The organism is Pseudomonas sp. 2hn (assembly GCF_019646095.1).
Classification (GTDB): Bacteria; Pseudomonadota; Gammaproteobacteria; order Pseudomonadales; family Pseudomonadaceae; genus Aquipseudomonas; species Aquipseudomonas peradeniyensis.
In genome coordinates, this window is sequence record NZ_CP081016.1 from 5,263,094 (window position 1) to 5,285,476 (window position 22,383).

22 protein-coding genes are annotated in these 22,383 nt (G+C 64.4%); 5 read left to right on the top strand and 17 right to left on the bottom strand.

The window, feature by feature from the left end; genetic code table 11:
* On the top strand, positions 1-1,317 hold the full coding sequence (locus K2O50_RS23780) for a bifunctional DedA family/phosphatase PAP2 family protein (RefSeq protein ID WP_050707067.1): 1,317 nt from the start codon (positions 1-3) through the stop codon (positions 1,315-1,317).
* Positions 1,318-1,484: 167 nt separating this feature from the next.
* Here the strand turns inward: K2O50_RS23780 and K2O50_RS23785 are convergent, their stop codons facing one another.
* Genes K2O50_RS23785 through K2O50_RS23795 form a run of 3 tightly spaced genes read right to left on the bottom strand, consistent with a single transcriptional unit; the run spans position 1,485 to position 3,160 of the window.
* Positions 1,485-2,075, bottom strand: coding sequence for an LON peptidase substrate-binding domain-containing protein (locus K2O50_RS23785; RefSeq protein ID WP_050707068.1), 591 nt, complete (start codon positions 2,073-2,075; stop codon positions 1,485-1,487).
* A gap of 9 nt (positions 2,076-2,084) precedes the next feature.
* Positions 2,085-2,801, bottom strand: coding sequence for an LrgB family protein (locus K2O50_RS23790; RefSeq protein WP_050707069.1), 717 nt, complete (start codon positions 2,799-2,801; stop codon positions 2,085-2,087).
* The gene (locus tag K2O50_RS23795; RefSeq protein ID WP_050707070.1) at positions 2,798-3,160 is read right to left on the bottom strand and encodes a CidA/LrgA family protein; all 363 of its coding nucleotides are present in this window, start codon (positions 3,158-3,160) and stop codon (positions 2,798-2,800) included. Before K2O50_RS23795 ends, K2O50_RS23790 begins: the two co-directional genes overlap by 4 nt.
* Positions 3,161-3,311: 151 nt before the next feature.
* On the opposite strand from K2O50_RS23795, the gene K2O50_RS23800 reads away from it, so the two are divergent.
* On the top strand, positions 3,312-3,767 hold the full coding sequence (locus K2O50_RS23800) for a MaoC family dehydratase (RefSeq protein ID WP_050707071.1): 456 nt from the start codon (positions 3,312-3,314) through the stop codon (positions 3,765-3,767).
* A gap of 111 nt (positions 3,768-3,878) precedes the next feature.
* On the opposite strand, the gene K2O50_RS23805 is transcribed toward K2O50_RS23800, so the two are convergent.
* The 11 genes from K2O50_RS23805 to K2O50_RS23855 all read right to left on the bottom strand — a co-directional run bounded on the left by K2O50_RS23805 (position 3,879) and on the right by K2O50_RS23855 (position 16,158).
* Positions 3,879-5,171, bottom strand: a complete 1,293-nt coding sequence (locus K2O50_RS23805) for an adenylosuccinate synthase (RefSeq protein WP_050707072.1) — start codon at positions 5,169-5,171, stop codon at positions 3,879-3,881.
* A gap of 55 nt (positions 5,172-5,226) precedes the next feature.
* Positions 5,227-6,414 (bottom strand): ATP phosphoribosyltransferase regulatory subunit, encoded by a 1,188-nt coding sequence (locus K2O50_RS23810; protein WP_050707073.1) that lies wholly within the window; start codon positions 6,412-6,414, stop codon positions 5,227-5,229.
* A 292-nt stretch (positions 6,415-6,706) separates the two neighbouring features.
* Positions 6,707-7,576: a protease modulator HflC gene (gene hflC, locus K2O50_RS23815; RefSeq protein ID WP_050707074.1), complete on the bottom strand. Its 870-nt coding sequence runs from the start codon at positions 7,574-7,576 to the stop codon at positions 6,707-6,709.
* Positions 7,576-8,760: an FtsH protease activity modulator HflK gene (gene hflK, locus K2O50_RS23820; RefSeq protein WP_050707075.1), complete on the bottom strand. Its 1,185-nt coding sequence runs from the start codon at positions 8,758-8,760 to the stop codon at positions 7,576-7,578. Before hflK ends, hflC begins: the two co-directional genes overlap by 1 nt.
* Before the next feature lie 96 nt (positions 8,761-8,856).
* Positions 8,857-10,158 carry a ribosome rescue GTPase HflX gene (gene hflX / locus K2O50_RS23825; protein ID WP_050707076.1) on the bottom strand — a complete coding sequence of 434 codons (1,302 nt, stop codon included), beginning with the start codon at positions 10,156-10,158 and terminating at the stop codon, positions 8,857-8,859.
* An 18-nt stretch (positions 10,159-10,176) separates the two neighbouring features.
* Positions 10,177-10,437: an RNA chaperone Hfq gene (gene hfq, locus K2O50_RS23830; RefSeq protein ID WP_028688261.1), complete on the bottom strand. Its 261-nt coding sequence runs from the start codon at positions 10,435-10,437 to the stop codon at positions 10,177-10,179.
* Between the two features lie 94 nt (positions 10,438-10,531).
* Positions 10,532-11,503, bottom strand: a complete 972-nt coding sequence (gene miaA / locus K2O50_RS23835; protein WP_050707077.1) for a tRNA (adenosine(37)-N6)-dimethylallyltransferase MiaA — start codon at positions 11,501-11,503, stop codon at positions 10,532-10,534.
* 1 nt (position 11,504) lies between these two features.
* Entirely contained in the window at positions 11,505-13,406 is a 1,902-nt protein-coding gene (gene mutL / locus K2O50_RS23840) for a DNA mismatch repair endonuclease MutL (RefSeq protein ID WP_050707078.1), read from the bottom strand.
* Positions 13,403-14,845, bottom strand: coding sequence for an N-acetylmuramoyl-L-alanine amidase (locus tag K2O50_RS23845; protein WP_371263160.1), 1,443 nt, complete (start codon positions 14,843-14,845; stop codon positions 13,403-13,405). Before K2O50_RS23845 ends, mutL begins: the two co-directional genes overlap by 4 nt.
* Positions 14,846-15,298 (bottom strand): tRNA (adenosine(37)-N6)-threonylcarbamoyltransferase complex ATPase subunit type 1 TsaE, encoded by a 453-nt coding sequence (gene tsaE, locus K2O50_RS23850; RefSeq protein WP_371263161.1) that lies wholly within the window; start codon positions 15,296-15,298, stop codon positions 14,846-14,848.
* An 8-nt stretch (positions 15,299-15,306) separates the two neighbouring features.
* Positions 15,307-16,158: an NAD(P)H-hydrate dehydratase gene (locus K2O50_RS23855; protein ID WP_050707081.1), complete on the bottom strand. Its 852-nt coding sequence runs from the start codon at positions 16,156-16,158 to the stop codon at positions 15,307-15,309.
* A 64-nt stretch (positions 16,159-16,222) separates the two neighbouring features.
* Here K2O50_RS23855 and queG point away from each other — a divergent pair, with 64 nt between their 5' ends.
* On the top strand, positions 16,223-17,287 hold the full coding sequence (gene queG / locus K2O50_RS23860) for a tRNA epoxyqueuosine(34) reductase QueG (RefSeq protein ID WP_050707082.1): 1,065 nt from the start codon (positions 16,223-16,225) through the stop codon (positions 17,285-17,287).
* 786 nt (positions 17,288-18,073) lie between these two features.
* Here queG and K2O50_RS23865 read toward each other — a convergent pair.
* From K2O50_RS23865 to orn, 3 genes are all read right to left on the bottom strand, one after another.
* Positions 18,074-19,099 carry an IS110 family transposase gene (locus K2O50_RS23865; RefSeq protein ID WP_050707629.1) on the bottom strand — a complete coding sequence of 342 codons (1,026 nt, stop codon included), beginning with the start codon at positions 19,097-19,099 and terminating at the stop codon, positions 18,074-18,076.
* Positions 19,100-19,426: 327 nt separating this feature from the next.
* Positions 19,427-20,038, bottom strand: a complete 612-nt coding sequence (locus K2O50_RS23870; RefSeq protein WP_023630647.1) for a trimeric intracellular cation channel family protein — start codon at positions 20,036-20,038, stop codon at positions 19,427-19,429.
* Positions 20,039-20,130: 92 nt separating this feature from the next.
* Entirely contained in the window at positions 20,131-20,673 is a 543-nt protein-coding gene (orn, locus tag K2O50_RS23875) for an oligoribonuclease (RefSeq protein ID WP_028688268.1), read from the bottom strand.
* A 109-nt stretch (positions 20,674-20,782) separates the two neighbouring features.
* On the opposite strand from orn, the gene rsgA reads away from it, so the two are divergent.
* Together rsgA and K2O50_RS23885 are read left to right on the top strand one after the other, a co-directional pair.
* Complete coding sequence (gene rsgA, locus K2O50_RS23880; protein WP_050707162.1) at positions 20,783-21,814, top strand: small ribosomal subunit biogenesis GTPase RsgA; 1,032 nt, start codon at positions 20,783-20,785, stop codon at positions 21,812-21,814.
* 146 nt (positions 21,815-21,960) lie between these two features.
* Positions 21,961-22,356: a molecular chaperone Tir gene (locus tag K2O50_RS23885; RefSeq protein ID WP_256206026.1), complete on the top strand. Its 396-nt coding sequence runs from the start codon at positions 21,961-21,963 to the stop codon at positions 22,354-22,356.
* Positions 22,357-22,383: the final 27 nt, after the last annotated feature.

Sequence of the window (22,383 nt, forward strand, 5' to 3'; positions counted from 1 at the left end):
ATGGGCCAATGGCTCGACAGCCTGACCGCCTGGCTTGGCGCCAACCCGCAGTGGCTGGGCCTGGCCATCTTCATCGTGGCCTGTGTTGAATGCCTGGCCATCGCCGGCATCATCGTGCCCGGCACCGTGCTGCTGTTCGCCGTCGCCGTGCTGGCCGGCAGCGGTGCATTCAGCCTCGGCGAAACCCTGCTGCTGGGCTTCCTCGGCGGCCTGCTGGGCGATGCGATCTCCTACGCCATCGGCAAGTACTTCCACCAGAACATCCGGCGCCTGCCGCTGCTGCGCAGCCACCCGGAGTGGATCGGCAGCGCCGAAGCGTACTTCCAGCGCTACGGCATCGCCAGCCTGCTGGTCGGCCGCTTCATCGGCCCGCTGCGGCCGATGCTGCCGATGGTCGCCGGCATGTTCGACATGCCGCTGCCGCGCTTCATCGCCGTGAGCCTGGTGGCCGGCGCCGGCTGGTCGGTGGCCTACCTGTTGCCGGGCTGGGCCACCGGCGCGGCCATGCGCCTGCCACTGCCCGAAGGGTTCTGGCTGGACGCAGGGATCGTCATCGGCACCCTGGCGGTGTTGATCGGCCTGAGCCTGAGTACCAGCATCCGCGACCAGCGCCATGGCACCCGGCTGATCGCCGCCCTCAGCGGCCTGGCCGTGGCCGCGCTGTTCATCGGCTGGCCGTACCTGAGCGAGTTCGACCAGGGCGTGATGACCCTGGTCCAGGAGCACCGCAGCCAGGTGATTGACGGCGCCGTGGTGCTGGTCACCCGCCTGGGCGACTTCCGCACCCAGTTCTTCCTGGGAGGCCTGCTCACCGGCCTGCTACTGCTGGCCCGGCAATGGCGCCATGCCTTGTTCGCCGGCGCGACGCTGATCGGCACCGCGGTAGCCAACGGTACCTTGAAATGGCTGTTCGCCCGCGCCCGCCCCGAAGTACTGGTCGATCCGCTGACCAGCTACAGCATGCCCAGCGGCCACAGCTCGGCGTCGTTCGCCTTCTTCCTGGTGCTGGCAGTGCTGGCCGGACGCGGCCAGCCGCCGCGCATGCGCCTGACCTGGGTCATGCTGGGCTGCCTGCCGGCGCTGGCGATCGCCTTGTCGCGGGTGTACCTCGGGGCGCACTGGCCGACCGACATCCTCGCCGGGGCATTGCTGGCGTGCTGCGTGTGCGCGGCAAGCCTGACCCTGGTGCAGCATCGCCAGCCACTGGTGGCGCTGCCGCAGCGGGTGTGGTGGCTGGTGCTGCCGGCGTGCGTCGCGTTGCTGGCGTTCTTTGCCCTGCATGCGCTGCCAAAGGCGTTGTTGCGTTACCAATACTGATGCCGTCGCAAATCCCTGTAGGAGCGGCCTTGTGCCGCGAAAGGGCTGCGAAGCGGCCCCGGGACTTCAGAGCTAAAGCAAAAATCGCCGGGGCCGCGTTGCGCCCCTTTCGCGGTACAAGGCCGCTCCTACAGGGATCGCATGGGCCGCTGGAGGACCGAGCCTGATCAGGCGAACAACTCGCCCTGGATCCGCTCGAGCAACGCCTGGATCGCCTCCAGCCTGAGCTGTGGCGAATCGATGGCCAGCAGGTCGAGCTTGTCCTCTTCCATGAACGGCAGCAGGTAGGCCAGCTGGTTGCCCAGCGACTGGCGCCCGTCCACGTCGCGCGGCATGTCCAGTGCCTCGACCATCGGGTGCTCGCCCAACGCCAGCAGCAGTGCCAGGAGGTCGTCGTCCTGCTCCACCAGCGGGCTGTCCGCCAGGTCCGGCAGCCATTGCACCTCGGCAAGCATCAGCTGGTCCTTCTGCACCTCGGTCCGCTCGACGCGAAACCGCCGCACGCCCTCGACACGAATGCCCAGCAGGCCGTTGTCCTGCTGCACGAAGTCGCGGATCAGCGCCTCGCAGCCGACCGAGGCCACCACAGGCGGCGCCTTGCCCACCTGCTCGCCTTCGAGGATGCACACCACGCCGAAACCGGCGCCCTGCTTCATGCAGCGGCCGATCATGTCAAGGTAGCGCGCCTCGAAGATCTGCAGGTCGAGCAGGCAACCGGGGAACAGCACGGTATTGAGGGGAAACAGCGGTAACGTCATCTCGACTCCTCAAGCCACCAGGCTGACCGCCAACGGCAGGAACACCGCCGTGGCCACTCCCATCAGGCTCATCGCCAGCGCGGCAAAGGCGCCGCATTCATCACTTTCCTGCAAGGCCACCGAAGTGCCCACCGCGTGGGCGGTCACCCCCAGCGCCATGCCCCGTGCCTCGGGACTTTTCACGCCGCAGCGGCTCAACAGCGCCGGGCCGAAGATCGCGCCGATCACCCCGGTGATCAGCACGAACACCGCGGCCAGGGCCGCCACCCCGCCGATCTGCTCGGCCACCAGCATGGCGATCGGCGAAGTGACCGACTTCGGCGCCATGGTCATCAGGATCATCCTTTCGGCGCCGAACCACCACCCCAGCACCAGGCACGCCACGGTGGCGAACAGGCCTCCGACTACCAGCGTAGTTAATGTCGGCCAGAACAGCTGTCGAATACGCCGCAGGTTGAGGTAGAGCGGCACCGCCAGGGCCACGGTGGCCGGCCCCAGAAGGATGTTCATGATCTCGGTGCTCTTGCGGTATTCGGCGTAGTCGATGCCGCAGGCCAGGAGGATGCCGATCACCACCAGCATCGACACCAGCACCGGTTGCAGGAAGATCCAGCGGGTCTTCTCGTAGCCCGCCAGCACCAACTGGTAGGCGGCCAGGGTGATGCCGATGCCGAACAACGGATGGTGGATGACCGCCTCGAGCGCGCCGTGCCAGTCGAGGATCATGGCTGCTCCTCGCGCTTGCCCTGACGGTGGATGAGTTTCTCCATCAGCACGCCGACGAACACCAGGGTCAGCAGGCAGGAGATCAGCAAGGCCCCGACGATGGCCCAGAAGTCGGCGGCGATGTCCCTGGCATAGACCATCACCCCCACCGCCGGCGGCACCAGCAGCAGCGGCAGGTAGCGCAACAGGCTGCCGGCGGCCTCGTTGAGCGGCTCGCCGACCTCGCCACGGATCATCAGGAAGGCCATCAGCAGCAACAGGCCGATGATCGGCCCGGGCAGGATGGGCAGGATCAGGTGGTTGATCGCCGTCCCCAGCAACTGGAACAGCACCAGCCAGGTCAAACCACGCAACAGCATATGGACCTCCCTCAGAGCATGGCGACCATTATAAGCACGCTAAGCATCTGCCTATAAGGCGATATTCGGCGAAAAGCGGGCAACTTGACTGAAACGGTTCGCCGTGCTGATCTTGCACACTCGTACCAAATGACAATCTGGAGATGTCGCGATGCCCTATGTACCCGTTACAGAGCTTTCGCAGTACGTTGGCAAGGAACTGGGACGTTCCGCCTGGCTGAAGATCGATCAGCAACGCATCAACCTGTTCGCCGAGGCCACCGGCGACTTCCAATTCATCCACGTCGATCCCGAAAAGGCAAAGAAGACGCCGTTCGGCACCACCATCGCCCATGGCTTCCTCACCCTGTCGCTGATCCCCAAGCTGATGGAAGACATCCTCGTGCTGCCCGAAGGGCTGAAGATGGTGGTCAACTACGGCCTGGACAGCGTGCGTTTCATCCAGCCGGTGAAGGTCGACAGCCAGGTACGACTGAAGGTCGACCTGACCGCCGCCACCGAGAAGAAACCAGGGCAATGGCTGCTCAAGGCCACCGTCACCCTCGAGATCGACGGCGAAGAAAAACCCGCCTACATCGCCGAACCGCTGTCGCTCTGCTTCGTCTGACGGCCTGCGCTCACCCGCACCGACCCCATCGCCGCCACAGGCACCGGGCGAAAAAAAACGCCGCGCTCCCTTGCGGGGGCGCGGCGTTCGATCAACTACCGAGGCGGCAGATCAGGCGAACGGATGACGCAGCACGATGGTCTCGTTGCGGTCCGGGCCAGTCGAGATGATGTCGATCGGCGCGCCGACCAGCTCCTCGATGCGCTTGATGTAGTTGCGCGCGGCTTGCGGCAGCTCTTCCAGGGTTTTCACGCCCAGGGTCGACTCGCTCCAGCCCGGCATCTCTTCGTACACCGGCTCCAGGCCGATGTAGCTGTCGGCATCGGACGGCGCGTCGATGACGGCACCGTTCTCGTTCTTGTAGCCCACGCAGATGTTGATGGTTTCCAGGCCGTCCAGCACGTCCAGCTTGGTCAGGCAGATGCCCGAGATGCTGTTGACGTCGATGGCGCGACGCAGGATGACGGCGTCGAACCAGCCGCAACGACGGGCACGGCCGGTGGTCGAGCCGAACTCGTGGCCACGCTTGGCCAGGGTGGCGCCGGTCTCGTCGAACAGTTCGGTCGGGAACGGACCGGAACCGACGCGAGTGGTGTAGGCCTTGGTGATGCCCAGGATGTAGTCCAGGTACATCGGGCCAACGCCGGAACCGGTGGAGATGCCGCCAGCGGTGGTGTTGGAGCTGGTGACGTACGGGTAGGTACCGTGGTCGATGTCCAGCAGCGAGCCCTGGGCCCCTTCGAACATGATGTCCTTGCCGGCGCGGCGCAGGTTGTGCAGCTCCGCGGTGACGTCGAGCATCATCGGCTTGAGCTGCTCGGCGTAGGCCATGCACTCGTCCAGGGTCTGCTGGAAGTCGATGGCCGGCTCTTTGTAGTAGTTCACCAGCTGGAAGTTGTGGTAGTCCAGCAGCTCACCGAGCTTGGCGGCGAAACGCTCGCGGTGGAACAGGTCACCGACGCGCAGGCCGCGACGGGCCACCTTGTCTTCGTAGGCCGGGCCGATGCCACGGCCGGTAGTGCCGATCTTGGCCTCGCCACGGGCCTTCTCACGGGCCTGGTCGAGGGCCACGTGGTACGACAGGATCAGCGGGGCGGCCGGGCTGATGCGCAGGCGCTCGCGCACTGGCACGCCCTTCTCTTCCAGCTTGGTGATTTCACGCATCAGGGCGTCGGGAGCAACGACCACGCCGTTGCCGATCAGGCACTGCACGCCGTCACGCAGGATACCCGAGGGAATCAGGTGCAGAACGGTCTTCTCACCGTTGATCACCAGGGTGTGGCCCGCGTTGTGGCCACCTTGGTAGCGCACTACGGCGGCAGCATGTTCGGTCAGCAGATCGACGATCTTGCCTTTGCCCTCATCACCCCACTGGGTGCCCAGGACGACGACATTCTTACCCATAACACTTGTCCTCATTCACGCAACTTGGTTGCCGGCCCACTGCCGGCGAAGAATCTCAATGGGTCAGCGGCAGAACCTGCCAGCGCCCGTCTTGCTGAATCAATTGCCGATCACAATCCGCTTCGAAGGCAGCACTCAACGGCTGGCCAGGCAGGGCCTGGACCACACGCTGGCCTTCGTTGCGCAACTGGCAGACTTGCTGCCAGAGGGCCGCATCGCTGCTGTCGGGCATCCAGATGCCGCCAGCAGGCAATACGACCTCCGCTCGCCCCAGTGTGACCAGGGTCTTCAAATCCGTGGAGAATCCGGTGGCCGGACGTGCCCGGCCAAAATCGGCGCCGATGTCGTCGTAGCGACCGCCCTGGGCGATCGACTGACCTTCGCCCGGCACGAACACCGCGAACACCACGCCGGTGTGATAGTTGTAGCCGCGCAGCTCGCCGAGGTCGAAGTACAACGGCAGATCCGGGTAACGCGATGCCAGGCGATCGGCGATCGCCAGCAGGTCGTCCAGCGCCGCCAGCACGCTGGCCGGGGCACGGCCCAGGCGCACGCGGGCCTCGGCCAGCACTTCACGGCCGCCGCACAGCTCGACCAAGGCCCGCAGCATGTTGCCCAGGTCCTTCGGCAGATCGGCGGTGAGCGCCTGCACTTCGTCGACCGCCTTGCGCTGCAGGGCGTCGAACAGCTGCTGCTCCACGTCGCCGGACAGGTTGGCGGCACGGGCCAGGCCGCGGTAGATACCGACATGGCCGAGGTCCATGTGCACATCCGGCACATCGGTCAGCTGCAGCGTGGCGAGCATCAGGCTGATGACCTCGACATCGCTGGTGGGGCTGGCGTCGCCATACAACTCGGCGCCCAGCTGGATCGGGCTGCGCGAGGTGGACAGGGCACGCGGCTGCGCGTGCAGCACGCTGCCGGCGTAGCACAGGCGGCTCGGGCCCTCACGGCGCAGGGTGTGGGCGTCGATGCGCGCCACCTGCGGGGTGAAGTCGGCACGGAAGCCCATCAGGCGGCCGGACTGCGGGTCGACGACCTTGAAGGTGCGCTGGTCCAGGTCCTGGCCGGCGCCGGTGAGCAGCGACTCCAGGTACTCGATATGCGGCGTGACGACCAGTTCGTAACCCCAACTCTGGAACAGGTCCAACACCTGACGCCGCGCGATCTCGATGCGCGCCGCCTCAGGTGGCAGTACTTCCTCGATGCCATCTGGCAGCAGCCAGCGGTCTACCGTTGCCATTACGCCATTTCCCCTCTGGTCCGGGCGGCCTGCCCGCAGGCGAGCCGTGAGTGAAGCAGGCATTGGCGCACAATAGCGGGCAGCACTGATCCCAGCGCAACCACCGTACCCAATACCCTCGAATTGCCTTGCGTCCTGACCAAACCGTCAACAAGCCATGGGCCGATCAACCTTGCAGACGCAAAAAAGCCGGGAATTTCCCGGCTGCCGCATCATACACCCCTTTTCATTCAGGATGCACCCCGCCTGGCATTTTAGCTGCCAGACGGGGCGCCCCGTCATGAGAGCAACCTCAGGGCTTGCTCTTGTCCAGGTAACGGAAGAACTCGTTCTTCGGATCCAGGACCAGTACGTCGCTCTTGCTCGAGAAGCTCTCGCGGTAGGCCTGCAGGCTACGGTAGAACGCGTAGAAATCGGCGTCCTGGCTGTAGGCCTTGGCATAGATGGCAGCCGCCTGGGCGTCACCATCACCGCGGGTCTCTTCCGCTTCGCGATACGCCTCGGCCAGCAGCACGCGGCGCTGACGGTCGGCGTCGGCACGAATACCTTCGGCCAGCTCGTTACCCTTGGCGCGGTGCTCGCGGGCCTCACGCTCACGCTCGGTGCTCATGCGGTCGAACACGCTGCGGTTGACTTCCTTCGGCAGGTCGATGGCCTTGACGCGAACGTCGACCACTTCGATACCCAGCTCCTTGCTGGCCATGCGGTTCAGCGAGGCGGTGATATCGGCCATCAACGCGTCACGCTCACCGGACACCACTTCGTGCAGGGTGCGTTTACCGAACTGGTCACGCAGGCCGCTTTCCAGACGACGCGACAGGCGCTCGTCGGCGATCTGCTTCATGCCCGAGGTCGCGGTGTAGAAGCGCTCGGCGTCCTTGACCCGCCACTTGGCATAGGCATCGACCATCACCGCTTTCTTCTCCAGCGTCAGGAAACGCTGGGTCGGGGCGTCGAGGGTCATCAGGCGGGCGTCGAACTTGCGCACCTGGTTCACGTACGGCACCTTCACGTGCAGGCCCGGCTGGACATCGGCCTTGACCACGCGACCGAACTGCAGCAATACCGCGCGCTCGGTCTGCGAGACGATGTAGAAGCAGTTCCAGGCGGCGATCGCCACGACCACGGCACCAATCAGGGCGAACAGCGATTTATTGCTCATCAGCGGCTCTCCCTGGAACGCAGCGGCGGTTGTTGTTGCAGGTCCTGCGCGGCGCGCGCGGCGGCGTCGTTGACCGACGGCGAAACGCTGCTGACCGGTGCCGACGCGCTGTTGCGGCTGCCTTCGACCATCTTGTCCAGTGGCAGGTAGAGCAGGTTGTTCTGCCCGTCCTTGGTGGCCACCATGACCTTGCTGGAGTTGCTGTACACCTCCTGCATGGTGTCGATGTACAGACGCTGGCGAGTGACTTCCGGTGCCTTGCGGTACTCGACGACCATCTTGCTGAAGCGGTCGGCCTCACCCTTGGCGCGGGCGATGACTTCATCGCGGTAGCCATTGGCATCCTCGATGATGCGCTGCGCCTGGCCACGCGCCTCGGGCACCACGCCGTTGGCGTAGGACTCGGCCTGGTTGCGCGCACGCTGCTCGTCTTCACGGGCGCGGATCACGTCGTCGAAGGCTTCCTGCACTTCACGCGGGGCTGCCGCGCTCTGCACGTTGACCTGGGTGACGGTGATACCCGTGCGGTAGGTGTCGAGGAATCGTTGCAGACGCTCGCGGATGTCCACGGCCATCTGCTCGCGGCCTTCGGTCAGCACCTGGTCCATCGAGGTGGAACCCACCACGTGGCGCAGGGCGCTGTCGGTGGCATGCTGCAGGCTGACTTCCGGCTGGTCGACGTTGAGCACGAAGTCCTGCAGGTTGCTGATGCGGTACTGCACGGTCAGCGGCACCTCGACGATGTTCTCGTCTTCGGTGAGCATCTGGCCCTGCTTGGTGTAGGCCCGCTCGCGGGTCACGTTTTCCATGTACTTGCGATCGATCGGCGGGAAGTAGATGTTCAGGCCGGGACCGACGGTTTCGTAGTACTTGCCGAAGCGCAGCACCACGGCCTGCTCCTGCTCGTCCACCACGTACACGGCGTTATACAGCCAGATGGCAGCCAGCACCGCCAGGCCGATGCCCAGCAGCCCATAGCCGCCACCCTTGCCGATATTGCGGTCGCCACTGCCACCGCGTTTCTTGCCACTGCCGAACATGCCGTTCAGGCTGTCCTGCAGCTTGCGGAAGGCCTCGTCCAGATCCGGTGGACCTTTCTTGTCGCCACCACCGCCGCCGCCGTTACGGCGACCGCCCCAGGGATCCTGATTGTTCGAGTTGCCACCCGGCTCGTTCCAAGCCATAGCGCTCTCCATCTGATAAAGCAAAGACGCGCCCACGGCGCGCCGTCCAATGCTACAGAATGCCTGTCACCGCTGCCCGACGACCTCGACGGGCATTTATTGCAAAGTGTGTTGCTCGACAAACACTTGCGGCTCCATGCCTTCGCGGCTGACCAGGCGATTCAACTCGACCCTGGGCAGTCGCACGCTCAGCAGGCTGCGCCCTTCTTCATCATGCTCTTCACTCTGCACGGCACCCAGGGCAAAGAATTGCGCGCGCAGGCGGGCAAACCGTTGCTCCAGGCACAGGGTTCCGACATACAGATCGTCCCCCAGCAACTCGGCAATCGCCTGGCCAACCAGCTCCAGGCCTCGACCATCGCGTGCCGATACCCAGACCCGCTGCGGCTTGCCATCGGCATCGCGCTGGATCTGCGGCTCGACATCTTCGAGCAGGTCGAGTTTGTTATAGACCTCGAGGATCGGCAAGCTCTCGGCGCCGATCTCGCCCAGCACCGCCAGCACCTGCTCGATCTGCTCCATGCGCTCGGGCTCATGGGCGTCGATCACGTGCAGCAGCAGGTCGGAGTTGCTCGACTCTTCGAGCGTAGCCCGAAATGCCTCGACCAGCTTGTGCGGCAGGTGGCGAATGAAACCCACGGTGTCGGCCAGCACGATCGGCCCCAGGTCGGCCAGCTCGAGCCGGCGCAAGGTCGGGTCGAGGGTGGCGAACAACTGGTCCGCGGCGTACACCTCGGATTGCGTCAGGGCGTTGAACAGGGTCGACTTGCCGGCGTTGGTGTAGCCCACCAGCGACACCGACGGGATGTCCGCGCGCTTGCGCCCGCGACGAGCCTGCTCGCGCTGGCTGCGCACCTTCTCCAGGCGTGCCTTGATCTGACGCAGGCGCACCCGCAGCAGACGGCGGTCGGTTTCCAGCTGGGTCTCACCCGGGCCGCGCAGGCCGATACCACCTTTCTGCCGCTCAAGGTGGGTCCAGCCGCGCACCAGCCGCGTGCTCATGTGCTCGAGCTGGGCCAGTTCGACCTGCAGCTTGCCTTCGTGAGTACGCGCCCGTTGGGCGAAGATATCGAGAATCAGCCCGGTACGGTCCAGCACGCGACACTCGAAGACACGTTCGAGGTTGCGTTCCTGGCTGGGCGTGAGGGTGTGATTGAAAATCACCAGGTCGGCTTCGGCCGATTGGACCAGGTCGCGCAATTCCTCGACCTTGCCGCTGCCGATCAGAAACTTGGCGGTGGGCTGATGCCGCGCCACTGTTACCAGCGAGACGATATCGGCGCCGGCCGACAGCGCCAGCTCCTGAAACTCCTGCGGGTCTTCGCGCGCCTCAGGGTTCTGACCTTCCAAGTGAACGAGCAGCGCTCGCTCACCACCACCGTGGCGCTCAAAGAACAATGCAGGCTCCTACTTTTTTCAAGCGTTGCCTTGCTCGCTGTCGCCGTGATCGGCATCGGACGGGCTTGGCAGGCGAACCGGGCGGGCAGGTACGACAGTCGAAATGGCGTGCTTATAGACCATCTGGCTGACGGTGTTCTTCAGCAGCACAACGAACTGGTCGAAGGATTCGATCTGGCCCTGCAGCTTGATCCCGTTGACCAGATAGATCGAAACCGGGACTTTTTCTTTTCTCAAGGTGTTCAAGTAAGGGTCTTGTAGCGAATGCCCTTTTGACATATGCCGCACTCCTGTAAGGATCAATAGTAGAAAATCAAGAAAATCGATAAATTATGCCGCCCGTCCGCAAGAATAGACGGCATTTGGCAGGGACTCAGCTCAATATGGAGACGGTCCCCAGGTATTTCAAGGTGCGGGACAGATTGTCGCAGGCCAGGCTATCCAGCCAGTGCACGCCTTCCCAGCCGCGCAACCAGGTGAACTGCCGCTTGGCCAGCTGGCGAGTGGCAATGATACCGCGTTCTCGCATCTCATTCTCAGTCAGCTGACCGTCGAGATAATCCCAGACCTGTCGATAGCCCACTGCCCGTATAGACGGCAGTTCCGCGTGCAAGTCACTTCTGGCCCGCAGCGTTCGGACCTCGTCGACGAAGCCCTGTTCCAGCATCTGCGAAAATCGTAACGCAATTCGCTGATGCAAAATGTGACGATCTGTAGGAGCAATCGCCAAACTCGCGACAGTATAGGGCAAATGCCCGCCCGCGCCTGCGTCTGCAGCGCTACTTTCCGCGAATTGACGCTGACGGTGGGCGGTCATGGTCTGGCCGCTGACCCGATACACTTCGAGCGCACGGATAAGCCGCTGCGGATCATTCGGATGGATGCGCGCCGCCGATTCCGGGTCCACCTCGGCCAGCTGTCGGTGCAGCTCGGCCAGGCCCAGGGTGGCGGCCTGGGCCTCGAGTTCGGCGCGCACCGCAGGGTCCGCCGCCGGCATGTCGGCCAGGCCCTCGATCAGGGCCTTGTAATAAAGCATGGTGCCGCCGACCAGCAGCGGGATCTTGCCGCGCGCGGTGATTTCGGCCATGGCCTCGAGGGCATCGGTGCAGAACCGCTTGGCCGAGTAGCTTTCGGCGGGATCGAGGATATCGATCAAACGGTGCGGATGGGCCGCCAGCACCTCTTTGGAGGGCTTCGCGGTGCCGATGTCCATGCCGCGATAGACCAGCGCCGAGTCGACGCTGATCAGCTCGCAGGGCAGCACCTTGGTCAACTCGATGGCAAGATCGGTCTTGCCGGCCGCCGTCGGCCCCATGAGGAATATTGCCGGGGGTTTCGCACTCATCTCATCGGCCCCGCAGGAACAGCTTGTCCAGGTCGTCCAGGCCCATCTGGGTCCAGGTCGGCCGGCCATGGTTGCACTGGCCGCTACGCTCGGTGTTTTCCATGTCGCGCAGCAGCGCGTTCATCTCCGGGATGGCCAGGCGCCGGTTGGCGCGCACCGCACCGTGGCAGGCCATGGTCCCGAGCAGTTCGTTCAGGTGCGCCTGGATGCGGTCGCTGGTGCCGTATTCCATGAGGTCAGCTAGCACGTCCTGAACCAGACGGTTGGCCTCGGCCTGCTTGAGCAGCGCCGGGATCTGGCGGATCGCCAGGGTTTCCGGACCCAGGCGCTGCAGTTCGAAGCCCAGGCGCTGGAACCACTGGGCGTGCTCCTCGGCGCAATCGGCCTCGCGCTGGCTCAGCGCCAGCGATTCGGGCACCAGCAGTGGCTGGCCGCTCAGGCCTTCGCTGGCCATGGCCACCTTCAGGCGCTCGTACATGATCCGCTCATGGGCGGCGTGCATGTCCACCAGCACCAGGCCGACGGCGTTCTCGGCGAGGATATAGATACCCTTGAGCTGCGCCAGGGCGTAGCCCAGCGGCGGGATGTCGCCCTGGCTTTCCGGCAGCGTGCTCGGCGTAGCGGCGGCGTTGTCCAGCGGCGCGTAGAACTCGCGGTAGACCGCCTGGGCCTCGCCGACGTTGACCGGCTGCGCGGGGCGCGGAGTGTACTGGTACTGATACCCGGCTCCAGAACCACCGGAGGAAAAGGCCGGCCGCGCCTCGCCCTGGGGCTGCTCGAGCATCGGCGAGGCCAGGCGCATTTCGCCCTGCGGGCCGAACTCGCCAGCCTGCAGGCCACTCGGGCGAAGCATCTCGCTGGTCGTGGCAGGTGCTGCGAGCTGGTCTTCCGGGCGCACGTCGGCCAGGGCGCGGTGCAGGGTGCCATAAAGGAAGTCGTGGACCGTGCGCCCTTCGCGGAAGCGCACTTCGTGCTTGGTCGGGTGCACGTTGACATCCACCCCGGTCGGGTCGCACTCCAGGAACAGCACGAAGGTCGGGTGGCGGCCATTGAACAGCACGTCGCGATAGGCCTGGCGAACCGCGTGGGCGACCAGCTTGTCGCGCACGGCGCGGCCATTGACGAAGAAGTACTGCAGGTCGGCCTGGCTGCGCGAGAAGGTCGGCAGGCCGACCCAACCCCACAGCCGCAGGCCGTTGCGCTCGACATCGATGGGCAGCGCCTGTTCGAGGAAGCCCGGACCACAGATGGTGCCCACACGCCGCGCCCGGGCCATCTCGTCGGCTGCTTCGTGCAGGCTGAAGATGGTCTTGCCGTTGTGGCGCAGGTGGAAGCCGACGTCGAAACGCGCCAGCGCCAGGCGCCGGATCACTTCCTGCAGGTGATCGAATTCGGTCTTCTCGGCTTTGAGGAACTTGCGCCGGGCCGGGGTGTTGAAGAACAGGTCGCGCACTTCGACCGAGGTGCCGACCGGATGCGCGGCGGGCTGCACCCGCGGCGTCATCTCGCGCCCTTCGGTTTCCACCTGCCAGGCTTCGCTGGCGTCGGCGGTGCGCGAGGTCAGGGTCAGGCGTGCCACCGAGCTGATCGAGGCCAGGGCCTCGCCGCGAAAACCGAGGCTGAGCACGCCTTCGAGGTCTTCCAGCTCGCGGATCTTGCTGGTGGCGTGACGCGCCAGGGCCAGCGGCAGGTCGTCCGGGGCGATGCCGCTGCCGTTGTCGCGCACCCGCAGCAGCTTCACGCCGCCCTGCTCGACCTCGACCTCGATGCGCCGGGCACCGGAGTCGAGGCTGTTTTCCAGCAGCTCCTTGGCCACCGACGCGGGGCGCTCGACCACCTCGCCGGCGGCGATCTGGTTGGCCAGCCGCGGGCTGAGCAGCTGGATGCGCGAACCGCCACTCATTGCTGGGACGCCAGGGCGGTGGTGGGGATGTCCAGGTGCTGGCCGACCTTGAGCTCGTCGGTCTTCAGGCTGTTGCTGCTGCGCAGGCTGGCAACGCTGACCTGGTAGCGCACCGCGATCATCGCCAGTGTCTCGCCGGGGCGCACGGTGTGCTCACGCGGCCCCTGGGCGATCTTGCCGCTGTCGCGCAGCCAGGCGATGTAGGTGCCCGGTGGCGGGTTCTGCTGGAAGAACTGGCGCACGCCGGTGTGGATCGAACGCGCCAGCGCCTGCTGGTGGCTGCGGGTCGCCAGCTTGGCGGCCTCGTTGGCATTGGAGATGAACCCGGTCTCGACCAGGATCGACGGAATGTCCGGCGACTTCAGCACCATGAACCCGGCCTGTTCCACACGCTGCTTGTGCAACGGCGTGACCCGGCCCATGTTGCCCAGCACCTTCTGACCGACGTTGAGGCTGGAGCTGAGGGTGGCGGTCATCGACAGGTCGAGCAGCACGCCGGCCAGCATGCGGTCCTTGTCGTCGAGGCTGACGTTGCCGGCACCGCCGATCAGGTCGGAGCGGTTTTCCGTATCGGCCAGCCAGCGAGCGGTCTCGGAGGTGGCGCCACGGTCGGACAAGGCGAACACCGAGGCGCCAAAGGCGGCCTTCGACGGCGCGGCGTCGGCGTGGATCGAGACGAACAGGTCGGCACCCTTCTTGCGGGCGATCTCGGTGCGCTTGCGCAGCGGGATGAAGTAGTCGCCGGTACGGGTCAGCTCGGCGCGGTAGCCCTTCTCGGAGTTGATCTGGCGCTGCAGCTCCTTGGCGATATCCAGCACGATGTCTTTCTCGTGCTGGCCGCGCGACCCGGACGCGCCCGGGTCTTCGCCGCCGTGGCCGGCGTCGATGGCGACCACGATGTCACGCTTGCCGGCCGGGGCTGGCGGCAGCTTGATCGCCGGCTGCGCCGGGGTGACCGGCACCGCCGGCGTGGTGGCCGGTGGCTGCGGCGTCGGTGGCGGGGTCGGGTTGCTGGCGGCAACGGCGTCGGCTTCCTGGTCGTACAGGTCGACTACCAGGCGGTTGCCGTACTGGGCGTTCGGCGCCAGGACGAAGCTTTTGGGCGAGACGGCCTTCTTCAGGTCGACCACCACGCGCAGGTCGGTGGGCGTGCGCTGGGCCGAGCGCACGCTGGTGATCGGCGTGTTCGAGGTGGAGACGTTCAGCGGCGCGCCCAGGGTGGCGCCGTTGATGTCGATCACCAGGCGATCGGGTGCGGTCAGGGTGAAGACGCTGTGCTGCACAGGCCCGGACAGGTCGAAGACCAGCCGCGTGTTGTCCGGAGCGCGCCACAGGCGCATGCTCTTGACTTGAGTGACGGCCAGAGCGTCAACGGTCACCGCGGTCAGCAGCAGCCCAACGACAGCGACCAGTGCGCGTATGCGCATACCTTTCCCCACTTACTGTTTGAATTCTTTGGCCAGAACGGCACACCAGGCTTCGCCGCGTGCCCCCTGCGGCGACAGGTTCAGCGAACGTCCGCCCGCTTGCGGGCTTATGGTAATGGTCAGGTCAGGCTTTGGCAAAACGCCCGCACCTTTGTCGGGCCATTCGAACAGGCACAGCGCATCGCCCTCGAAATAGTCGCGAATGCCCATGAACTCCAGTTCCTCCGGATCGACCAGGCGATAGAGGTCGAAATGGTAGGCGCGAATGTCGCCGATTTCGTAGGGTTCGACCACGGTGAAGGTCGGACTTTTCACCGGGCCGTCGTGGCCCAGGCCACGGATCAGGCCACGGGACAGCGTGGTCTTGCCGGCGCCCAGGTCGCCTTCGAGAAAGATCACGCCATGACCTTGGGTCACTTCGGCCAGCTTGGCGCCAAAGGCGACGGTGGCTGGCTCGTCGGCCAGAAACAGGGTTACACCTGACACGCTGAATGCTCCTCCAATAACGCTCTAATAACCGGGACCAGATCGCTGGCCGCCAGCCCTCTACCTTTGATACCCAGGCGCTCGCCCGCGCAGGCATGCAGCCATACGCCCAGGCACGCAGCCTGCCAGGCGTCCAGCCCCTGGGCCAGCAACGCCGCCAGCACGCCGCTGAGCACATCGCCCAGCCCGGCACCGGCCATGGCCGGATGCCCTCGCCCGCACTGCGCCAGCTGCCCGGCCGGGTCGGCCACCAGCGTGCCCGCGCCCTTGAGCACGCAGACGCTGGCATAGCGCCGCGCCAGCTTGCGCGCGGCCCCCGGTCGGTCGGCCTGCACCGCCTCGGTGGAGATGCCCAGCAGCCGCGCCGCCTCGCCCGGGTGCGGGGTGAGGATGCTGCCACTGGGCAACGCCAGTGGCGCAGCGGCCAGCAGGTTGAGGGCATCGGCGTCCCACACCTGCGGCAGATGCGCAGGGGTCACCGCCGACAGCAGGCTGCGGCCCCAGGCTGCCTGGCCCAAGCCGGGGCCGACCACCAGCACCGTGGCCCGTGCGAGCGGGCCGAGCAACTGGTTGGCCGAGCTCACGCCCTGCCACATCACCTCCGGCAGGCGGGCCAGCCCGGCGGCGACGTGCTCGTCACGGGTCGCCACGCTGACCAGGCCGGCGCCGCAACGCAGCGCCGCCTCGCTGCTGAGCATGACTGCGCCGCCGGTGCCCAGGTCACCGCCGATCACCAGCACATGGCCGAAATCGCCCTTGTGGGCGTCGGCGGCGCGGGGTGGCAGCCCGGCCAAGGTCAGGCTGCTCAGCAGCAATGGGGGGTGTTTGGTCTGAGGCATGGGGTCAAAGGCTCCGATGTCTGGCAGAATTATACGCACCTCCGCTTGTAATGCTTGTTCATCCATGTCCGCCAACCTCCCAGACATCGTCTCACTGGCCCAATCGATCAAGGATTGGGGCCGCGAACTCGGTTTTGCCCATGTCGGCATCGCCGGCGTCGACCTTGGCGAGCACGAACAACACCTGCAGCGCTGGCTGGCGGCCGGCTACAACGGCGAGATGGAGTACATGGGCGACCATGGCCACAAGCGCTCGCGCCCGGCCGAGCTGATCCCCGGCACGCTGCGGGTGATTTCGTTGCGCATGGACTACCTGCCCGGCGACACGCAGATGGCCAAGCGCCTGGCGGAGCCGGAAAAAGCCTACATCTCGCGCTACGCCCTGGGCCGCGATTACCACAAGCTGGTGCGCAAGCGCGTGCAGCACTTCGCCGACCGCATCCAGGAGGCCATCGGCCCCTTTGGCTACCGTGCCTTCGTCGACAGCGCCCCGGTGCTGGAGAAGGCTCTGGCGCAGGAGGCCGGCCTGGGCTGGATCGGCAAGAACACCTTGCTGCTCAACCGCAAGGCCGGCAGCTATTTCTTCCTGGCCGAGCTGTTCGTCGACCTGCCGCTGCCGATTGACGGCGTGCAGGGCAGCGATCATTGCGGGCGCTGCCAGGCGTGCCTGGACATCTGCCCGACCCAGGCATTCGTCGGGCCTTACCAGCTCGATGCGCGGCGTTGCATTTCGTACCTGACCATCGAATTGCGCGGTGCCATTCCACTGGAACTGCGGCCACTGATCGGTAACCGGGTGTTCGGTTGCGACGATTGCCAGATCGTCTGTCCTTGGAACCGTTTCGCCAAGACCACCACCGAAGACGACTTCATGCCCCGCCGGGGGCTGGACAATATCGAGCTGGCCGAGCTGTTCCTGTGGGATGAAAAGCGTTTTCTCGGCTGCACCGAGGGTTCGCCCTTGCGGCGGGCGGGGTATGAACGGTTTTTGCGTAACCTGGCGGTGGGGCTGGGGAATGCCCCTTCGACCATTCCCGTGTTGGAGGCGCTCAACGCGCGACGGGATGATCCTTCGGAGCTGGTGCGCGAGCACGTGGAGTGGGCGCTGGCTCGCCACGACGCCCTTTGACGCTTGCTGGCTCTGGCTTTGGCTTGGCTTGGCTTGGCTTTGCTTTGGCGATCAAAAGATTAACTCCACAGCCCACTAGCGACAGCTGCATCAGCCCAGGCGCCGCCCGTACCTTCGCGACTTCAGGAGGCCGAACGCAGGCCTTGCGGAGGGAGGTGACGGGCATGGATGCCCGTCAAGCGCTGGGGCCCAGGATGGGCCCTGCAGCGCGGTCCTCCCGGGAGCAAGGCCGGAGTGAGGGGACCCGGAGCGAAGCGTAGGGCCGGATGAATGGAGCGCAGCGTTTTTTGGTTACTTTTTGTCGCGTTTGACAAAAAGTGACTCGCCGGGGGGCGAAAGGGTGACTGTGCGTCATTATAGCTAATGAATGCGCTTACAACTATGAAAACGCACGCCGATCGCATTTGACTTTGACTTTGACTTTGACTTTGAGAGAGTGTGTTTTGAAAGTTATATGCGCATTCATTTGCGATAGTGACGCAAAGTCACCTTTCCGCCCTTACGGCGGGTCCCTTTTTGAAGGATCAAAATCTATGGTCACCCCGTTTTCTGCAATACTGTTCATCAGATGAAATGGATGGCTTGCGTAAATCTATCCGGCGTCTGATGGGCTCGTATCCGCCCGCGCCACGATGAGCGTTCGCACCTGACAATCCTTAAAAAGTAAGCGGCTTCCAAGAGCCATTTTTGATCCCAGGATCATCGTCAGGCCGATCGGCCGTTTGTTTCATCTGTTGTACAGCTATCGCAAAACCTGATGGTGAAACACGGTGCAGCACTACGGGGTCAGGCGTTCATGGCGCCTGGCTCCGTTTTATATTGCGTGTGCCGAGTGGTAATGGCCCAAGCGATGCGTGCCAGTTTGTTGGCCAACGCGCAGGCCACCACGTTGGAGTGACGTCGAGCGAGCAGTGAGCGCACCCAATCGGCTAATGGGCCTTTCTGGTACTTCAAACGCATCAGGTAAACCCGTGCGCATTGCACCAGCAAGCGTCGAAGGTTCTTGTCGCCGCGCTTGCTAATCCCCAGCAAATTCTGTCTGCCACCGGTACTGTACTGACGGGGCACCAGACCTACAGAGGCCGCAAAGTCCCGGCTACTGCCGTATTGCTGGCCATCGCCCATTTCCACAGCCAGCAGGCTGGCGGTGATCGGTCCGACACACGGAATACTCAGCAAACGACTACCCAGATCATCGTCAGTCAGCTGGCTCACCAGCTCTTCGTCCAACAACTTGATCTGCTCGCTCAGGTAGACGAAATGCTCATGTAGCCGCTGCAACAATGCGACAAGACGTACAGGCAAGTCGTGCTCTTCAAGCACAGAAGCGAGGCGTTTGACCACTGCCAGTCCGGTCGGCAGGCTGACGCCGAATTCGAGCAGGAACCCATGCATCTGGTTCACCGTCTTGGTTCGGTCGCGGATCAATGATTCACGCATCCGATGAGAAACAGAGAGCGTTTGCTGCTCAGGCGATTTTGGCGTCACAAAGCGCATGGAAGGCCGGGAAGCAGCTTCGCAGATGGCTTGCGCATCAACGAAGTCGTTTTTGTTGCTCTTGACGAAAGGCTTAACAAACTGAGGCGAGATCAGCTTGGCTTCATGCCCCATCGCCGTGAGTTCTCGAGCCAGATAGTGCGAACCGGCACAGGCCTCCATCACCACCGTGCAGGGAGGATGATTGGCCAGAAACCGCATCATCTGCAGCCTTGAGCACTTCTTGCGCGATACCTCTTTGCCGAACTTGTCCTGGGCATGCAGGTGGAAGGTATGTTTGCCGATGTCGATGCCGATCAGTGTCACGGTGCTCATGATGACGGTCTCCGAAGAAAAAACACCCTGCGAAAGCGTACGCCTCGCAGGGTGCCGGGGTGACCATCTCATTAAGGAACCAAAAAATCCTCGCTCCATTCATCCGGCCCCTACGCTTCGCTCCGGGGTTCCCTCGCTCCGTTCTTGCTCCTGAAGTCGCAATTGGCGGCGCCTGAACTATCGCGCGCTTAGAAGCAAGATCAAGATCAAGATCAACGGGCATGAGCCAATTATCGGGGCACTGGCAGTATAGCTACAGTTATATGCTCTTGCCGGCAAACAGGCTCCCACAAGAACAACTGAACACCTCAGAGCGCAGCGCTATATCTATTGTTGATCGTTGTAATGAAACTTCGGCATCTCCCAATGAAACCGAATCGCCAACAACCGCACCAGAAAACCACCAAACAATGTCAGCAACATGGCCTGCTCCGCCGGCACCTTGAAGTAAACACACCCAAGATAAAACCAAGCCGCCGCAAACGACACACTGGCATAGAGCTCACGCCGAAACACCAACGGAATATCGTTGCAGAAGATATCCCGCAGGATGCCGCCAAACACCCCGGTAATCACCCCGCTGATCGAAGCGACCAGGAACCCCTGCCCCATCTCCAGCGCGGTCATGCAGCCGATCAGGGTAAACGCCACCAGCCCCAGGGCATCGAGCACCAGGAACAGCGACCGCAAATGCCGCATCAAGGGCGCGATGAAAATCGTCAGCAGCGCCGCGAAGCTGGTCAGCACCAGGTACTCCGGGTGCTTCACCCAGGTCAGCGGGTAGTGCCCGAGCAGCACGTCGCGCACCGAGCCGCCACCCAGCGCGGTGACACAGGCGATCAGCACCACGCCGAACCAGTCCATGCCGCGACGGCCGGCGGACAGGGCGCCAGTCATGGCTTCAGCGGTGATGGCGATGAGGTAGAGCATCAGCAACATGGTGCAGGTCCGTGCGGGAAAGGCGCGCAGTCTACCCAGTCGCGCGGGGCACCAAAAGGGGGCGCGCCGACGATCGTCGGCGCACGGCAAGGTCAGACCTTGATGAAATGCTCGCGATAGTGACGCAGCTCGCCAATCGACTCGCGAATATCGTCCAGCGCCAGATGGGTGCTGCCCTTCTTGAAGCTGTCACGCACTTCCGGCGCCCAGCGCGCGGCCAGCTCCTTGAGCGTGGACACATCGAGGTTGCGATAGTGGAAGTAGTTTTCCAGCTCGCGCATGTGGCGATAGAGGAAACGGCGGTCCTGGCAGATGCTGTTGCCACAGATCGGCGACTTGCCCTTCGGCACCCACTGCTCGAGGAAAGCGATGGTCTGCGCCTCGGCCTCGGCCATGCTCACCTTGCTCTCACGCACGCGCTGGGTCAGGCCCGAGGCGCCGTGGGTGCGGGTGTTCCACTCGTCCATGCGCGCCAACACTTCGTCGCTATGGTGAATGGCGATCACCGGGCCTTCGGCCAGGGTGTTCAGCTCGCTATCGGTGACGATGGTGGCCATCTCGATGATGACGTCGTTGTCCGGGTCCAGGCCGGTCATCTCCAGATCGATCCAGATCAGGTTCTGTGGGTTCTGCATGAAAAGGCTCCTCGAATAGCCCGTCATATTAGCCTAGCGGGGCGGCTCGTGGGCGCGCCGTGCTAAACTGCCCGCCGTTTTCTTTCTGCCCCGCCGACACGGAACCCTCATGGCCAAACGCCAGCTCAACCGCCGCCAGAACTGGCGCATCGAAAAGATCCAGGGCGAGCGCGCCGCCCGCGCCGCCAAACGCGAGCAGCACGTGCTGCAGGAGCTGGAGGGTGGCGATCTGGGGCCGGAACAGCTGGGTCTGGTGATCGCCCACTTCGGCGTGCAGGTCGAGGTCGAGGCCCAGGACGGCGAGGCCGCCGGTCAGGTCTTCCGCTGCCACCTGCGGGCCAACCTGCCGGCGCTGGTCACCGGCGATCGCGTGGTCTGGCGCGCCGGCAACCAGGGCATCGGCGTGATCGTCGCGCAGATGCCACGCAGCACCGAGCTTTGCCGGCCAAACAACCACGGCCAGCTCAAGCCGGTGGCGGCCAACGTCGACCTGATCGTCATTGTCTTCGCCCCGGCGCCCGAGCCGCACCCCAACCTGATCGACCGCTACCTGGTGGCCGCCGAGCATGCCGGCATCCGCCCGCTGCTGCTGCTGAACAAGGCCGACCTGATCAATGACGAGAACGGTCCGACCCTCCACGCGATGCTGGAAGTCTACCGCGGCCTGGGCTACCCGCTGCTGGAAGTCTCGGCCCACCACGGCGATGGCATGCAACGCCTGCAGGAAACCCTCGACGGCCATATCAGCGTGTTCGTCGGTCAATCCGGCGTGGGCAAGTCCTCGCTGGTCAACAGCCTGCTGCCCGAGGCCGGTACCCGGGTCGGCGACCTGTCGGAGTGGTCCGGCCAGGGCACGCATACCACCACCACCGCACGGCTGTACCACTTCCCCAACGGCGGTGACCTGATCGACTCGCCAGGCATCCGCGAGTTCGGCCTGATGCACGTCAGCCGCGACGACGTGGAGGATGGTTTCATCGAATTCCGCGAACTGATCGGCCACTGTCGCTTTCGCGACTGCAAGCATGATCGCGAGCCCGGTTGTGCCCTGCTCAAGGCGTTGGAGGACGGCAGCGTCACCCAGCAGCGGATGAACAGCTACCGCTCGATCATCGCCAGCCTGCCGGAAGATACCTACTGATTGGGCAGGTTTGCCTACCTAGACTGTAGGAAATATTACCGCGCTAGGTAGGACCGTTCCGGTTTCGCAGTCACCTATTGTCCCTACCCCTGCTTTCCCTGATCGTCATGACTTGTCGTCGGTATTGATCAGGGAGGGCAACAAGGATGCCGGTATTCATCAGTTACCGCCGGGATGAGCGGCTCGATGCCTTCATCCTCAATGAACGCCTCCTGCTCGAAGGCATTCCCACCCAACTGGTGCCCTTCGACAGTGAAGGGCAGACCCTGGACGACCTGCATGGCGGCTTCTGCCAGCACATGGCCGATGCCACCCACTGGATCGGCGTGCTGTCCGAGCACACCGTCGACGACTGGTGGACGACCTGGCTGTTGGGCGCCGCGGCCATGGCCAATCGTCGGGTGAGTTTCTATCACGCGGGCAGCGGCGAGCTGCCGGAGTGCCTGGGCAGGTGGCCAGCAATGCGCGAGCGGGAACATATCGAGCTGTTCGTGCGGGCCTACCATGACGAGCAGACCTTTGGCCGCGCATGGCCTCGATGACCGGACCCGGGAGCCTGTCGGACAGGG

Coding starts and splice junctions, on each gene's coding strand:
- K2O50_RS23780 (WP_050707067.1), top strand. CDS start 1: ATGGGCCAATGGCTCGACAGCCTGACCGCCTGGCTTGGCGCCAACCCG.
- K2O50_RS23785 (WP_050707068.1), bottom strand. CDS start 2,075: ATGACGTTACCGCTGTTTCCCCTCAATACCGTGCTGTTCCCCGGTTGC.
- K2O50_RS23790 (WP_050707069.1), bottom strand. CDS start 2,801: ATGATCCTCGACTGGCACGGCGCGCTCGAGGCGGTCATCCACCATCCG.
- K2O50_RS23795 (WP_050707070.1), bottom strand. CDS start 3,160: ATGCTGTTGCGTGGTTTGACCTGGCTGGTGCTGTTCCAGTTGCTGGGG.
- K2O50_RS23800 (WP_050707071.1), top strand. CDS start 3,312: ATGCCCTATGTACCCGTTACAGAGCTTTCGCAGTACGTTGGCAAGGAA.
- K2O50_RS23805 (WP_050707072.1), bottom strand. CDS start 5,171: ATGGGTAAGAATGTCGTCGTCCTGGGCACCCAGTGGGGTGATGAGGGC.
- K2O50_RS23810 (WP_050707073.1), bottom strand. CDS start 6,414: ATGGCAACGGTAGACCGCTGGCTGCTGCCAGATGGCATCGAGGAAGTA.
- hflC (WP_050707074.1), bottom strand. CDS start 7,576: ATGAGCAATAAATCGCTGTTCGCCCTGATTGGTGCCGTGGTCGTGGCG.
- hflK (WP_050707075.1), bottom strand. CDS start 8,760: ATGGCTTGGAACGAGCCGGGTGGCAACTCGAACAATCAGGATCCCTGG.
- hfq (WP_028688261.1), bottom strand. CDS start 10,437: ATGTCAAAAGGGCATTCGCTACAAGACCCTTACTTGAACACCTTGAGA.
- miaA (WP_050707077.1), bottom strand. CDS start 11,503: ATGAGTGCGAAACCCCCGGCAATATTCCTCATGGGGCCGACGGCGGCC.
- mutL (WP_050707078.1), bottom strand. CDS start 13,406: ATGAGTGGCGGTTCGCGCATCCAGCTGCTCAGCCCGCGGCTGGCCAAC.
- K2O50_RS23855 (WP_050707081.1), bottom strand. CDS start 16,158: ATGCCTCAGACCAAACACCCCCCATTGCTGCTGAGCAGCCTGACCTTG.
- queG (WP_050707082.1), top strand. CDS start 16,223: ATGTCCGCCAACCTCCCAGACATCGTCTCACTGGCCCAATCGATCAAG.
- K2O50_RS23865 (WP_050707629.1), bottom strand. CDS start 19,099: ATGAGCACCGTGACACTGATCGGCATCGACATCGGCAAACATACCTTC.
- K2O50_RS23870 (WP_023630647.1), bottom strand. CDS start 20,038: ATGTTGCTGATGCTCTACCTCATCGCCATCACCGCTGAAGCCATGACT.
- orn (WP_028688268.1), bottom strand. CDS start 20,673: ATGCAGAACCCACAGAACCTGATCTGGATCGATCTGGAGATGACCGGC.
- rsgA (WP_050707162.1), top strand. CDS start 20,783: ATGGCCAAACGCCAGCTCAACCGCCGCCAGAACTGGCGCATCGAAAAG.
- K2O50_RS23885 (WP_256206026.1), top strand. CDS start 21,961: ATGCCGGTATTCATCAGTTACCGCCGGGATGAGCGGCTCGATGCCTTC.